Here is a 13,687-nt window from a genome sequence, read left to right as displayed (position 1 = left end):
GAATGTCCACCGAACCGAACACCCCCATAGGCGAACCCCCCGACCCGCCACCAACCAGCAGCCCGCTCGACTCCCCAGCACCGCCGCCACCACCACCAGTGCACGATCCACAAGACGCGCCGTGGCCCGCAATCCCACCCCATTCACCCGGCGATCCCCATGCGCAGCAACCACATTGGGGGTCCACACCGCCCCCGCCACCGGGCGCCCCTTGGCCGCCGCCACCTCCCCCACCCGGAGCCCCGTGGCCCCCACCTCCGAACAGCCCCGGCTACCCCGGCGACCAACACCTCACTCCCCCACCACATCCGGGACCGAGCCCCGCCAAGCCCGACACCTCTTGGCGCACCCATCCCCACCCCCAACGCGAAACACCCACCCCGCCAACGGGTATCAAACCTCCGCCCGCCGACTCCGCACCGAAGTAGCGGTAGTCGAAGTAGCGTCCCGACGCACCCGGTGGACAACACCCACAGGCCGATCCCCCGGCGATCCCTCCTCAGGGCGAACCGCACGCAGATCGTGCAATATCCGTCGAAATGAGCCGACGCCACAGCTTCTCGGTCAGCCGAAGACAAGTCAGGGCCCCGGCTATTTGCCGGGGCCCTGACCAGTCGCGTTGAAGCTCAGACCGCGGCGGCGATGCGGTCGCCGATCTCCACGGTGGAGGCGGGGCCGCCGCGGGACGCGAGGTCCTTGGCGACGGCGGATTCGATGCGGGCCGCGGCCTCGGTGTGGCCCAGGTGGTTGAGCAGCAGGGAGACCGAGAGGATGGCGGCGGTGGGGTCGGCTTTGGACTGGCCCGCAATGTCGGGGGCGCTGCCGTGCACCGGCTCGAACATCGAGGGGTTGGTGCCGGAGGCGTCGATGTTGCCGGAGGCGGCCAGGCCGATGCCGCCGGAGACGGCGGCGGCGAGGTCGGTGATGATGTCGCCGAAGAGGTTGTCGGTGACGATGACGTCGAAGCGGCCCGGGTCGGTCACCATGTGGATGGTGGCGGCGTCGATGTGCTGGTAAGCCGTTGCGACATCGGGGAATTCGGTGGCGACCTCGTCGACGGTGCGCTGCCAGAGGGAACCGGCGAAGGTGAGCACGTTGTTCTTGTGCACCAGCGTGAGGTGCTTGCGGCGGGTCTGCGCCAGCGCGAACGCATAGCGGACCACGCGCTCGATGCCGAAGCGGGTGTTGGTGCTGACCTCGGTGGCGACCTCGTGCGGGGTCTCGACGCGGATGGCGCCGCCGGTGCCGGTGTAGGGCCCCTCGGTGCCTTCGCGGACGACGACGAAATCGATGTCCGGGCTACCGGCGAGCGGGCTGGTGACGCCGGCGAAGAGCTTGGACGGGCGCAGGTTCACGTGGTGGTCCAGCGCGAAACGGGTGCGCAGCAGCAGGCCGCGCTCCAGCACGCCGCTGGGCACCGACGGATCGCCGATGGCGCCGAGCAGGATGGCGTCGTGCTGCTTCAGTTCGGGCAGCACGTTCTCGGGCAGGATCTCGCCGGTCGCGTGGTAGCGCTTGGCACCCAGGTCGTATTCGGTCTTCTCGACACCGGGCAGCACCACGTCGAGCACCTTGAGGGCCTCGGCGATGACCTCGGGACCGATTCCGTCACCAGGGATGACAGCAAGCTTCATGAAACCAATGCTCCGTTCGGATGTTGTGCGCCCGTGAACACGAGCCACCATAGCTGGCAGCTCGGATAGCCCTGCCACCAGGGCAAACCTCTCTCACACAGTGAGATCGGACGGACTCGATAGGGTCGGGATCCCGGATCCGAGCCTGGCCTTCGACTACGCCGAGGTCGACGCGCTGCTGAGCCGCGGCAAGAAAATTCAAGCGATCAAGGTCTATCGCGAGCTCGACCCCGCCGCGAGCCTGCTGGAGGCGAAGAACGCGGTCGAGGCCCGGGAGCGCCGCGCGCCCTGACGGATACGCCGAGTCCCTCCCACGAACCGTGGAAGGGACTCGGCGGCAAGAACTCTCGGTCAGGCCAGGTCGACCAGCACGACCTTGGACGCGCCGACGGTCTCGGCGATCACACCCTGCACCTCGGCGGGCACCTCGGTGTTGACGCGCAGGACCACGGTCGCGCCTTCCTGATCCACATCCTGGCTGAGCTGCGCGGCCAGGATGTCGATGCCGGCTTCGCCGAGCTTGGTGCCGATCTTTCCCAGCGCACCCGGCTTGTCCTCGTAGTTCAGGACGGCCACGTTCAGGCCCTCGGCGCGCATGTCGTAGTTGCGGCCGTTGATGTTGACGATCTTCTGCACCTGGTGCGGCTCGGTCAGCGCGCCGGCCACGTTCAGGGTGCGGCCGTCGCCGAACACGGCGCGCAGGTCGACCAGGCTGCGGTGGGTCGGGCTCTCGGTGTGCGTGGTGACGGTGGCCTCGAGGCCGCGATCCTTGGCCAGCGACGGCGCGTTGACGAAGGTGACCGCGTCCTCGATGAGCGCGGAGAAGACGCCGCGCAGTGCCGAGAGTTCCAGCACCGCAACATCGTTGGCGGCGAGCTCGCCGCGCACCTGGACCTCGAGGCTGACCGGCAGCTCGTCGGCGATGGCGCCGAGCAGCGCGCCCTGCTTGCGCACGATCTCCAGCCACGGGGCGACCTCGTCGGTGACCGAGCCGCCGGTCACGTTGACGGCGCCGGGCACGAACTCACCGGCGAGGGCGAGCTGCACGGACTTCGCGACATCGGTGCCGGCGCGGTCCTGCGCCTCGGCGGTGGACGCGCCCAGGTGCGGGGTCACCACGACCTGCGGCAGGTCGAACAGCGGGCTGTCGGTGCAGGGTTCGGTCTCGAAGACGTCCAGGCCGGCGGCGCGGACGTGGCCCGAGGTGATGGCGTCGGCGAGCGCCTGCTCGTCGATCAGCCCACCGCGGGCGGCGTTGACGATGATGACGCCCTTCTTGGTCTTGGCGATCGTCTCGGCGTTGAGCATGCCCTTGGTCTCGGGCGTCTTCGGCAGGTGGATGGAGATGAAGTCGGCGCGCTCGAGCACCTCGTCCAGGGTCACCAGTTCGATGCCGAGCTGCGCGGCGCGCGCCGGGGAGGTGTAGGGGTCGTAGGCGACGATCTTGGTTTCGAAGGCGGCCAGGCGCTGGGCGAAGAGCTGGCCGATGCGGCCGAGGCCGATGACGCCGACGGTCTTGCCGAAGATCTCGACGCCGTTGAACTTGCTGCGCTGCCAGGTGTGTTCGCGCAGGGTGGCGTCGGCGGCGGGGATCTGGCGGGCGGCCGAGAGCAGCAGCGTGACGGCGTGCTCGGCGGCGGTGTGGATGTTGGAGGTCGGGGCGTTGACGACCATGACGCCGCGCTCGGTGGCCGCGGGCACGTCGACATTGTCGAGGCCGACGCCGGCGCGGGCGACGATCTTCAGGTTCTTACCGGCGTCGAGCACCTCGGCGTCGACGGTGGTCGCGGAGCGCACGAGTAGCGCGTCGGCCTCCGGTACCGCGGCGAGTAGTGCCGGGCGGTCGGGGCCGTCGACCCAGCGAACCTCGACTCCATCGCCGAGCGCGTCGACGGTCGACTGGGCGAGCTTGTCGGCGATCAGGACAACGGGACGGCCTTGTTGGCTCACGATGGAGTACTCCTGGGGAATGGTGGTCGGCATTTACCGCCGCCCAGCTTAGTGGGATCGATTTTGGGTCCCCTTACCCCCCGGTAGGCACCCGCCGTCAGTGTGGACGCCGCGCGGGCGGGCCCGGACACGGCGGAAGGCCCCACGCACAGGGCGAGAGGCCTTCCCACATTTCGCGCCGATCGGGCAGCGCAGGGTCGATCGAATTATTCGATCGGTAATTCAGATCAGCCGCCGAACGAGCCGGTCCACAGGGTGTCGATGATGCCGTGGAAGGCCGCACCGAAGGTGTTGAACAGGCCGGACAGGGCAGCGGAACCGGTGTCGATGATAACGGGGATCATTTGAATACCTCTTCGGTCGAAATGTTTCCAGTGAACTGGCTTGCACATGGCACATCGGGCCCCGGACGAATGCGGTTACGGAATTCGCAGAGATAGTGATGCAGGACACATTAATGCGCCAGAAGTGGCCGCAGGCACCCTATTTTCGGGCTCATGCCCCTAAAAAAGGGGGCTTTACCTGGGCAAATCCGGTACGCACAGGCTGGACGGTCGACCAACTCCGAGCGCCCTTGCGGTTCCATGTGAGGATTCTGGCAAATACTTAAGAATTGCAGGTAGACGAATTGTGCGCCGAAGTCGTCGGCGTGCCGACGACCGCTCCGCGCACGCGGCGAGCCTCATCGTCCATTCGAAGAGATCCGCTCGTGATACTCACGAAATCAGCTGGACACGTCATTGGTTCGAACTCGAACACATTGCCCCGGACGACCCGGTCCGGGCCACGGAGGAATTCGGGCGAATGGCCACATTCGGACAACTACCCCGTGGCGCGGAACGGACATATCAGGCATCTCGACGATGCCTGCCGAACCCCGCGTCCGAAGCCGAGAGCCGGGAAAAGATGTGGCCGATCGAACACCGCCGCCGCTAGCATCCCCGCCATGACACTGCGCTCGATCCCCGCCTCGATGGACCCGACTGTCGTCGGGCAGATCGACGCCGAGCTGGATCGGGTACAGCGCGAGCACCGCGTCACCGTCCGCCTGGCGGTCGAGAGCGGCAGCCGGGCCTGGGGCTTCCCCTCCCCCGATTCCGACTACGACTGCCGCTTCGTCTACGTCGGCGAACTGGACACCTACCTGACGCCGTGGCCCACCCGCGACGTCATCGAAACGCCACTGGCCGGCCTGCTCGACGTGAACGGCTGGGACCTCGCCAAGGCGCTGCGCCTGCTGGTCGCGGGCAACGCCGTGCTCATCGAGTGGCTGACGTCGCCGATCGTCTACCGCGGCGACGCCGGCTTCCGCACGGACCTGCGGGACCTGGCCGGCGAGGTCGCCGACCGCAACCGGGTGGCCCGGCACTACCTGCACCTGGGCACCAAGCAGTGGTCGCTGTTCGAGAGCAACCGATCGCTGAAGAAGGTGTTCTACTCGCTGCGTCCGGCGATGGCGCTGCGCTGGCTGCGCGAACATCCGCAGGCCGCGGTGGCGCCGATGCACCTGCCGACGCTGCTCGCCGAGTGCGAGCTGCCCGGCACGCTGCTCTCGGCGGTCGCCGAGCTCACCGAGCTCAAGTCCCGGACCAGGGAGATGGGCAGCGGCGCGGTGCCGGGGCCCATCGCGGCGTTCATCGAGGCCGAATTCGACTGTGCCGAAGTGGCTTTCCCGAAGAGCGCGTACCAGGATCCGGCCCGGGTCCGGGCGTTGACGACGGAGTTCTTCCGCGCGGAGACGCTCAGTCGATGACGCGCACGCCCACCGCCTCCGGGCCCGCCTTGACCTGACGGATCTCGAACTCCACGCGCTGCCCCTCGGCGAGATTGCGGAAACCGGATCCGTCCAGTTCCAGGTAATCGACGAAGACGTCGGGGCCGCCGCCGTCCGCGGCGATGAACCCGAAACCCTTCTTGGTGTCGAACCACTTGACTGTGCCGTACGCCACCAGCCCATCGTAGAGGGGCCGGTCATCGCCTCGGAAAGTGAGACAGCCCCCGCACCGAAACCGGTGCGGGGGCTGCCGAAGCTTAGATCAGCGAGATCAGAGGACGCGGACGTCCTGTGCCTGCGGGCCCTTCTGGCCCTGACCGATCTCGAACTCCACGCGCTGCCCCTCGTCGAGGGACCGGAAACCCGCGCCGCTAACGGCCGAGTAATGCACGAAGACGTCGGGGCCTCCGCCGTCTTGCGCGATGAAGCCGAAGCCCTTCTCGCTGTTGAACCACTTAACTACACCCTGAGCCATTTCATACCTTCTATGTTGACGAGCCAGATTCTGGCAAACGGAATGCCCTGGTCTCGTGATCAACGATGCCATGATCCGACGAATTCGGCCACATATCTCCGGGCGAACTGTGAGGTAGCCAACGCCGGCCGAAGGGTGTGGCGCGGCCCGCGCGAACCGCGTTTCCCCCGTTCAGGACCCATTTCCATCCGGAAGTTCTGCGCCGGGAGGCCGGTGGCGCGCAGGAGACGGCCGGATCCCGGCCGGATCGAGGTAGCGGAGCTGCGCCCGCTTGCCCGGTTCGTAGTCGGCATGACCGGAAAGGTGTTGCGGGACACCGACTTCCCACCAAGCGCCGGACTCGGTCCAGGTTGCGGGGCGGGTGCGGACCACCACGACGGCGGGCCGGGACAGCTCGACGGCGGCGGCCCGCGCCCCGGCATACGCGACCCGAAATTCCGCCAGGTCAGCGGCGGTAAAGACGGTGCAACCGAGGGCTTGGGCGTGTGCCGCGAAATCGACTCGCGGCGGGTCGGCGAGGGTGGTCCGGCAATCGGCGTAGAAATTATTGAACAAAACTCCGCCCTGCCCCTCCTGCAGCCGCGCGATGACCGCGTAGCCGTCGTTGTCGCAGACGACGGCGACGAATGGATGGCCCGCGAACGCGGCGGAGAACAGCTCGGAATTCGCCATCAGGTAGGAGCCGTCGCCGAGCAGGGTGGTCACCAGGCCCGCCGTGTGCGCCATCGCGGCGCCCCACGCGCCGGACAGCTCGTAACCCATGCAGGAGAAGCCGTACTCGACGTCCATGGCCGGGCCGCCGCTGTGTGCGCGCCAGCCGCCGATGAGCTCGCCGGGCAGCCCGCCGGAGGCGGTCATCACGTAGTCGGCCGGTTCACTGAGGTCGTTGACGACGCCGACGACCTGGGCGTAACTGGGTTCGCCGGTGCCGGGAGCGCGGAGCTTGTCGATCCGGGCGTCCCAGTCGCCGCGCAGGGCGGCGGCGCGCTGGGTCCAGCGGTCCTCGACTTGCCAGTCCTTCTGCACGTGCGCGGCGAGGTCGTCGATGGTGGCTCGCGCGTCGCCGACGACGGCCAGGGCGCCACGCTTGACGGCGTCGAAGCGCGCGGTGTTGATCGTGATCAGGCGGACGTCCGCCGCGAACACGGTCCAGGACGCGGTGGTGAAATCCTGCAACCGGGTGCCGATGGCCAGGACCAGATCCGACTCGGCGGCAAGGGTATTCGCCGATTCCGATCCGGTGATGCCGAGCGGTCCCGCGTGCAGCGGGTGCTCGTGCGGTACCAGGGTCCGGCCCGCGGTGGTCTCGGCGACGGGGATGCCGTGCCGTTCGGCGAATTCCAGAATCTGAGAAGTCGCGCCCGAATAGCGGACTCCACCGCCGAGCACCAGCAGCGGGCGCGCGGCGGCGCGGACCAGCGCCGCGGCCTCGGCGACCACGCGAATGTCGGGGCGCGGGCGCGGGATTCGATGCAGGACCGGCTCGAACAGCGCGTCGGGGAAGTCGTAGATCTCGGCCTGGACGTCCTGCGGAAGCGCCAGCGTGACCGGGCCCGCGTCGGCGGGATCGGTGAGCACGCGGGCCACCTGGGGCAGGGTCGCGATGAGCTGCTCCGGGCGGGTGATCCGATCGAAGTAGCGGCTGACCGGACGGAACGCGTCGTTGACGGTCGCGGTGGCATCGTGGAAATGCTCGACCTGCTGCAACACCGGGTCCGGTGCTCGCCCGGTGAAGGTGTCACCCGGAAGCAGCAGCAGCGGAAGACGATTCGCGTGCGCGACGCCCGCGGCGGTGACCATGTTCAACGCTCCGGGACCGATAGATGAGGTGGCCACGCCCACCTGCCGGCGCTGGGTGGCCTTCGCGTAACCGACGGCCGCCAGGGCCATGCCCTGTTCGGTCTGGCCGCGCCAGGTGGGGATGTCCGCGCGGCGCTCCTGCAGGGCGGTGCCGAGGCCGAGCACGTTGCCGTGCCCGAAGATCGCGAACACCGCCGGGAAGAGCGGGACCTCCTGCCCGTCGAGCGTCTCCGAGCGTTGCGCGATCAGCCAGGAGACCAGGGCTTGTGCGGTGGTCGACTTCATCGGAACCGTCCTCTACAGGCGGCCCTCGTGCGTGGTGACGGGGCAGCGCGGGTCGCGGGGTTGAGTACTCCAGGATTCGCGGACCCAGCCGTGGGCGGGGTCGTCGCAGCACGCCATGGATCTGTGCTCGGCCGGACCGGCGAGCACGTTCAGGTAGTACATGGCGTAGCCGGGGGCGGCGACACACGGGCCGTGGTAGCCGCGCGGGACGAGGAAGACGTCACCGTCGCGTACGGCGACGTTCTCGTCCAGTGTGCCGTCGTAGGTGCGATGCAGCCCGAACCCGGTGCGCGACGGCGTGATTCCGTCGCGATCGGCGATCCGGAAGTAGTAGATCTCCTCGTTGACGACTTCGCGTTCGGTGGCCTCGTCGTGCTTGTGCGGCGGATAGGAGGACCAGTTGCCGTCGGGCGTGATCAGCTCGCAGGCCACGAGTTTGTCGGCGTGGTCCCAGACCCCGGGGACGCCGAAGTTGGTGACCTGACGGGTCGCCTGGCCCGCGCCGCGCAACTCCACCGGAACATCCTCGGCGGGACCGTACTTCGGGCTCAGGCGGCGCGAGCAGCGCGCCATCGGCAGCGCCACCTCCAGGCCCGCCACGCTGAACAGTTCGACCTCGGCGTCGCGCGGGACGTAGGCGAAATCGGTGACACGGGTGAATACCGTGTCACGCCCGCGTAATTCGAAGGTCAGCCCGTCCACCCGCACGGTGCCGGAACCGGCCAGCGGCAGCACGAACGCCTCGAATTCGCCGGTGTGCAGGACACGCGTTGTCCCGGCGGGCACCGTCAGCACGCGCAAGCCGGTGTAGCGCCACCCTGCATGCTCCGGAGTGAGCAAGACCGGGTCCGAACCATCCTCGAGTGTTCCCGCGGGCCGATGCAGAGTCACCGGGCGCCTGCCCGCATACGCTTCCCTCGACCGGGCAAGCCGTCGGCCGGGATCCAGAACGTGAGCATCGTGCAGGTGAGCGATTCGCGAGCCGACACGAGCACGCTCGAGCGACCGTGCGGCAAGATCTTCATCGGGTCTCCTTCAAGACACGGGCCGCGGCATCCACCGCTGCGGCGACATCGCCGTCGGGCGGGTAGAGCAGGGAACGGCCCACCACCAGGCCGCGGACGACCTCGTGGGCGAGCGCGCTCCCCCACGAAGTGACGTCGGCGGCGGGATCACCGGATGGGATTCCGCCGAGCACGACCACGGGCAGCGTGGTGGCGTCCAGGACCGAGTTGTCGTCGGGCGCGGGGATTTTCAGCCAGGTGTAGGCGGAGGTGACGCCCAGGCCGGAGGCGACGGTGATGGCGCGGGACAGGGCGGGCGCATCCCGGCTCATGACCAGGGCGCCGGACGCATCCCTGTGGTACGGCAGCGGTTCGACCATCGCCATCAGGCCGTGCGCGGCGAGTTCGGAGACGGCCCGGGCGCAGGCGTGCAGCGTGGGGACGGTGCCGGGGTCCGAGTCCACCAGGCGCAGCAGCATCTTGCCGCCGTCCAGCCGGTACTTCACGAGCGCCTCGGCGTCGTAGCCGGTGAACCGGTCGTCGATCTCCCATTCCGCACCGGCCAGACCACCCCGGTTCATCGACCCGATGACGACCTTCTCGTTCAGCGCGCCGAGCAGCAGGAGTTCCTCGACGACGTCCGGGGAGCCGAGGACGCCGTCGACGGCGGGGTTGGACAGCGCGATGAGCAGGCGTTCCAGCAGCGTCCGCCGGTCGGCCATGGCGGTGCGGTCGGCGCCGACGCCGAGCGATCCGCGCGCCGGATGATCGGCGGCGACGAGGAACAGGGTGCGCTTGTCCGGCATCAGGGTGGGCCGGCGCACCCGCCGGGCGTAGGCGCGTTCGACCGCCCCGGGGTCGGTGGCGCGGATGCGAAGCAGTTCCCGCCAGCGCGCATCGGTCAGATACATCACGCCTCCTCGGATCTCACAGGCGGGATCGCCCGGCGGCCAGTTCCTCGATCTCCGCGTGCGTCGGCATCGCGTCCGCACAGGCCAGCCGCGAAGCGACCAGTGCCCCAGCGGCATTGGCGTACTCGGCGACGCGCCGTGGTTCCCAGCCGGCGAGCAGTCCGTGGATCAGCGCACCGCCGAAGCCGTCACCCGCGCCCAGCCCGCACACCACCTCGACGGGGCACGGCGGGACCGTCCACCGGTCCTGCGCCGTCGCGATGAGCACACCCTCCGCGCCGCGTTTGACGACCGCGAGGCCGACGCCGCGCGCGAGGATCCGGTCGGCGGCCTCGTCCGGATCCGAGGTGCCCACGGCTACTTCGGTTTCGGCCCGGTTGCCCACCACGACGGTGACGTGATCGAGCATCCAGGAGATCTCCGGGCGGGCCAGGGCCGGGTCGGGCCAGAACATCGGCCGGTAGTCGAGGTCGAGCACGGTGTGGCCGCGGCGGGCGCGACGGCGCAGAATCGCGCGCTGCGTGCTGCGGGCGGCGTCGGCGCTGACCCCGGTCCCCGTCACCCACAGCAGCGGCACTCGATCCACCACTTCCCAGGGCACATCCCGGGATTCGAGAGTGAGATCGGGGGCGATCGGAGCGCGGTAGAACACCAGCGGCGGGTCCTCGGGCGGATCCAGGGCGCAGAAGACCACGGGGGTCTGCAAATTCGACGACGTGCCGACGTAACGGGAAGTCACGCCGAAACTTTCGAGCGCCGATCGCACGTAGTCACCGAAACCGTCGGCGCCGACCTTCGTCAGCACGGCGCTGCGCCGGCCCAGCCGGGCGGCGGCGACGGCGACATTGGTCGCGGTGCCGCCCAGCGATTTCGCGAAGGTCTCGACCTCGGCGAGGGGTACGCCACTCTGCTGCGGGTAGAGATCCACCCCGACCCGGCCGATCGTCAGGACTTCGAGCTCGGTCATGGCCTACCCACTCGTCTCACGGTTTCACCACCCGCTGGAGTTCGTGCTCCAGCGCCTCCAGTTCGGCCCCGCCCGCCATCTGCCGGGTCAGATCGGAGACATCGATCTCGGATTTGGCATAGGAGCCCAGCACACCGCCGCGTTTGAGCAGCAGGAAGTGATCGCCCACCGGGTAGGCGTGGTGCGGGTTGTGCGTGATGAGGACGACGCCCAGACCGCGTTCGCGGGCCTGCACCACGTAGCGCAGCACGACACCGGCCTGTTTGACGCCGAGCGCGGCGGTCGGTTCGTCGAGGATCAGCACCTTCGCCCCGTAGTGCACCGCGCGGGCGATGGCCACGCACTGGCGCTGGCCGCCCGAGAGCGTGCCGACCGGCTGCTCCATATCGCGGATCTCGATCCCCATGTCCGACAGTCCCTTTCGGGCGATGTCGCGACCCTTGCGGATGTCGAGCATGCGGAACGGCCCGGCGCCGATGGTCGGTTCGGAGCCGAGGACGAAGTTGCGCCACACGCTCATCAGCGGGACCACGGCCAGATCCTGATAGACCGTGGCGATGCCGCGATCCAACGCCGCGCGCGGCGAGGACAACCGGGTGGTCTCGCCGTCGAGCCGCAGCTCACCCCGGTCGTGCTGGTGTACCCCGGCCAGGATCTTGATCAGCGTCGACTTGCCCGCGCCGTTGTCGCCGAGCACGCAGGTCACCTCGCCGGCCCGCACCGTCATCGACACGTCGTGCAGCGCGACCACACCGCCGTAGCTCTTCCCGATATCGATGGTCTCGATGCATGGCGCGGTCATCGCCGTATCCTCTCGGCTCGCTTCTGGAAACGGTTGTTCACCAGCACCGCGGCCAGCAGCAGCACGCCCAGGAACAGCATGAACCAGTCGCTGTCCCAGCGGGCGAACACGATGCCCTGCCGGGCCATGCCGAAGATCAGCGCGCCGATCGCCGCACCCACTGCGGAGCCGAAACCGCCGGTGAGCAGGCAGCCGCCGACCACCGCCGCGATGATGTAGTGCAGTTCCAGGCCGATGCCCTGGTTGGCCTGCACGCTGGAGAACCGCAGGATCATGCAGGAGCCGACCACCCACCCCGCGAAGGCGGTCGTCATGAACAGGATGATCTTGGTGCGGTCGGCCGGCACACCGACCGCCCGCGCGCTGGGCAGCGAGCCGCCGACCGCGAAGATCCAGTTGCCGAACCGGGTCCGGGTCAGCACGAACGCCGCGACGGCGGTCAGCACGATCCACCACAGCACCGAGGCCTGCACGCTGGTGCCGCCGATGTTCAGGGTCGAGGCGAAGACCGATCCGGCGGATTCGTAGCCGTCCGCGCTCCGGATGCCCGCCACCTGAACGGTTCCCGTGACCAGCCGGGTGACACCGAGGTTCAGGCCTTGCAACGCAAGGAAAGTGCCGAGGGTGACGATGAAACTCGGCATGCCCGTGCGCATCACGAGCCAGCCGTTGAACGCCCCGACCGACAGCGCGAATATCAGGGAAGCCAGCAGCGCGAGCCACACGTTCCAGCCGGCGTGCACCGCCAGCAGGGCGGTCACCAATGCCGTCGACGCCGTCATCACGCCCGCCGAGAGATCGAATTCGCCGCCGATCATCAACAGCGCCACCGCGACCGCCATGATGCCGAGCGTGGAGGCGTCGTCGAGCCAGTTGGCGATGCCCGCCGCGCTGAGGAAGCGCTCGGTGATCAGCGAGAAGAACACGAAGACCAGCAGCGCGCCGAGCGCCGCCCCGACCTCCGGGCGCACGAGCAGCCGATGCAGCAGCGAGGGACCGGCCGCCACCTCGCTCGACTGCTCCGGAACCGGAGTGGCAACCGTCATGACCTGGCCTCCTCGACGATCAGCGGGTGCCGCGCTGCACGAGCGCCGCGACGGCTTCGACGTTGTTCTTGTCCACGAACGCCGGACCCGTCTGCACCGGCGCGCCGCCACCGAGGGTGTTGCGGTTGGTGCGGTACAAATTCAGCAGCACAACCGGCAGGTAGCCCTGCTCGTACTGCTGCTGGTCCACCGCGAACAGCAGCTTGTTCGCCTTGATCGCCTCGACCACGTCGGCGTTCAGATCGAAGGTGGCGATGGTCGCGGCCGAGTTCGCTTCCTTGACCGCGTCGACGGCGCGGGCGGCCACCTGGGAATTCAGGGTGAGCACCGCGTCGATGGAGCGATCGGCGTCCACCGCGCCCTTGATCCGGGCCTGGGCGTCGGTGGGGTTGTTGATGTCGACCTGCAGCGTGCTGCCGTTGCCGAAGGCCTTGGTGGCGCCCTCGCAGCGCTGATTCGCGCCGATATTGCCGGCCTCGTGAATCACGCAGAGCAGCTTCTTCTTTCCGGCGTCGGCCAGGCGCTTGCCCGCGTTCGTCCCGGCGAGGGTCTCGCTCTGCCCGACGTGGGTGATGGCGCCGAATTTCGCGCTGTCGCTCTCGCCGGAGTTGATGGTGACGACCGGGATGCCCGCCGCCACCGCCTTTTCGAGCGAGGTGCGCAGCGCGTCGGGATTGGCCATGGAGACGACCAGGCCGCCGACACCCTGCGCGACCGCGTTGTCGATCAGCTTGGCCTGCTGGCCCGGATCACCGGAGGAGTTGTAGTCGACGCGCACGCCGAGATCCTTGCCCGCCTGCTCGGCACCGTTCTTGACGACGTTCCAGAAGGCGTCACCGGCGCTGCCGTGCGTGACCACCGCGACCGAGTCCAACTTCCCCTGTGCACCCGGGGATTCGGTCTTGGCGGGCTCATCGGAGCCGGGCCCGCTGCATGCGGCCAGGATCGCCGCCGCGGCGATCCACGGCGCCAACCGGCGTATGCGCTGTTTCGACATCGTTCGGGGATGGCAGCCGGCGGAGCCGGCGGGGCGGGTAAA

At 68.7% G+C, this 13,687-nt stretch carries 13 protein-coding genes; 2 read left to right on the top strand and 11 right to left on the bottom strand.

The annotated features are described in order from the left end of the window. Window positions 1-626: 626 nt before the first annotated feature. The gene (locus AB0H76_RS04680) at window positions 627-1,634 is read right to left on the bottom strand and encodes a 3-isopropylmalate dehydrogenase (RefSeq protein ID WP_357317370.1); all 1,008 of its coding nucleotides are present in this window, start codon (window positions 1,632-1,634) and stop codon (window positions 627-629) included. Window positions 1,635-1,734: 100 nt separating this feature from the next. Between AB0H76_RS04680 and AB0H76_RS04675 the strand changes: the two genes are divergently transcribed. Continuing rightward, window positions 1,735-1,926 (top strand): hypothetical protein, encoded by a 192-nt coding sequence (locus tag AB0H76_RS04675; RefSeq protein WP_357317367.1) that lies wholly within the window; start codon window positions 1,735-1,737, stop codon window positions 1,924-1,926. A 59-nt stretch (window positions 1,927-1,985) separates the two neighbouring features. Here the strand turns inward: AB0H76_RS04675 and serA are convergent, their stop codons facing one another. Further along, a complete protein-coding gene (gene serA / locus AB0H76_RS04670; protein WP_357317364.1) occupies window positions 1,986-3,584 on the bottom strand; it encodes a phosphoglycerate dehydrogenase in 1,599 nt (532 codons plus the stop codon). Between the two features lie 946 nt (window positions 3,585-4,530). Here serA and AB0H76_RS04665 point away from each other — a divergent pair. Further along, the gene (locus AB0H76_RS04665) at window positions 4,531-5,337 is read left to right on the top strand and encodes a nucleotidyltransferase domain-containing protein (protein ID WP_357317361.1); all 807 of its coding nucleotides are present in this window, start codon (window positions 4,531-4,533) and stop codon (window positions 5,335-5,337) included. On the opposite strand, the gene AB0H76_RS04660 is transcribed toward AB0H76_RS04665, so the two are convergent. The 9 genes from AB0H76_RS04660 to AB0H76_RS04620 form a co-directional block, all read right to left on the bottom strand. Beyond that, the gene (locus tag AB0H76_RS04660; protein WP_357317359.1) at window positions 5,327-5,533 is read right to left on the bottom strand and encodes a cold-shock protein; all 207 of its coding nucleotides are present in this window, start codon (window positions 5,531-5,533) and stop codon (window positions 5,327-5,329) included. The genes AB0H76_RS04665 and AB0H76_RS04660 overlap by 11 nt on opposite strands. 96 nt (window positions 5,534-5,629) lie before the next feature. Further along, window positions 5,630-5,833: a cold-shock protein gene (locus AB0H76_RS04655; RefSeq protein WP_194814734.1), complete on the bottom strand. Its 204-nt coding sequence runs from the start codon at window positions 5,831-5,833 to the stop codon at window positions 5,630-5,632. Between the two features lie 171 nt (window positions 5,834-6,004). Next, complete coding sequence (iolD, locus tag AB0H76_RS04650; RefSeq protein WP_357317355.1) at window positions 6,005-7,918, bottom strand: 3D-(3,5/4)-trihydroxycyclohexane-1,2-dione acylhydrolase (decyclizing); 1,914 nt, start codon at window positions 7,916-7,918, stop codon at window positions 6,005-6,007. A 12-nt stretch (window positions 7,919-7,930) separates the two neighbouring features. Next, complete coding sequence (gene iolB / locus AB0H76_RS04645) at window positions 7,931-8,809, bottom strand: 5-deoxy-glucuronate isomerase (protein WP_357317352.1); 879 nt, start codon at window positions 8,807-8,809, stop codon at window positions 7,931-7,933. 130 nt (window positions 8,810-8,939) lie between these two features. Further along, on the bottom strand, window positions 8,940-9,833 hold the full coding sequence (locus AB0H76_RS04640) for an aldolase (RefSeq protein ID WP_357317349.1): 894 nt from the start codon (window positions 9,831-9,833) through the stop codon (window positions 8,940-8,942). A gap of 16 nt (window positions 9,834-9,849) precedes the next feature. Next, window positions 9,850-10,800, bottom strand: coding sequence for a 5-dehydro-2-deoxygluconokinase (iolC, locus tag AB0H76_RS04635; protein WP_357317346.1), 951 nt, complete (start codon window positions 10,798-10,800; stop codon window positions 9,850-9,852). A gap of 16 nt (window positions 10,801-10,816) precedes the next feature. Further along, window positions 10,817-11,602 (bottom strand): ATP-binding cassette domain-containing protein, encoded by a 786-nt coding sequence (locus AB0H76_RS04630; protein WP_357317344.1) that lies wholly within the window; start codon window positions 11,600-11,602, stop codon window positions 10,817-10,819. Continuing rightward, window positions 11,599-12,648 (bottom strand): ABC transporter permease, encoded by a 1,050-nt coding sequence (locus AB0H76_RS04625; protein WP_357317341.1) that lies wholly within the window; start codon window positions 12,646-12,648, stop codon window positions 11,599-11,601. The genes AB0H76_RS04630 and AB0H76_RS04625 overlap by 4 nt, the downstream gene beginning before the upstream one ends. 19 nt (window positions 12,649-12,667) lie before the next feature. Continuing rightward, complete coding sequence (locus tag AB0H76_RS04620; RefSeq protein WP_357317338.1) at window positions 12,668-13,645, bottom strand: sugar ABC transporter substrate-binding protein; 978 nt, start codon at window positions 13,643-13,645, stop codon at window positions 12,668-12,670. Window positions 13,646-13,687 lie beyond the last annotated feature (42 nt).

The organism is Nocardia sp. NPDC050712, assembly GCF_040654295.1.
GTDB lineage: Bacteria > Actinomycetota > Actinomycetes > Mycobacteriales > Mycobacteriaceae > Nocardia.
This window is presented reverse-complemented; position numbering and strand designations above follow the sequence as displayed.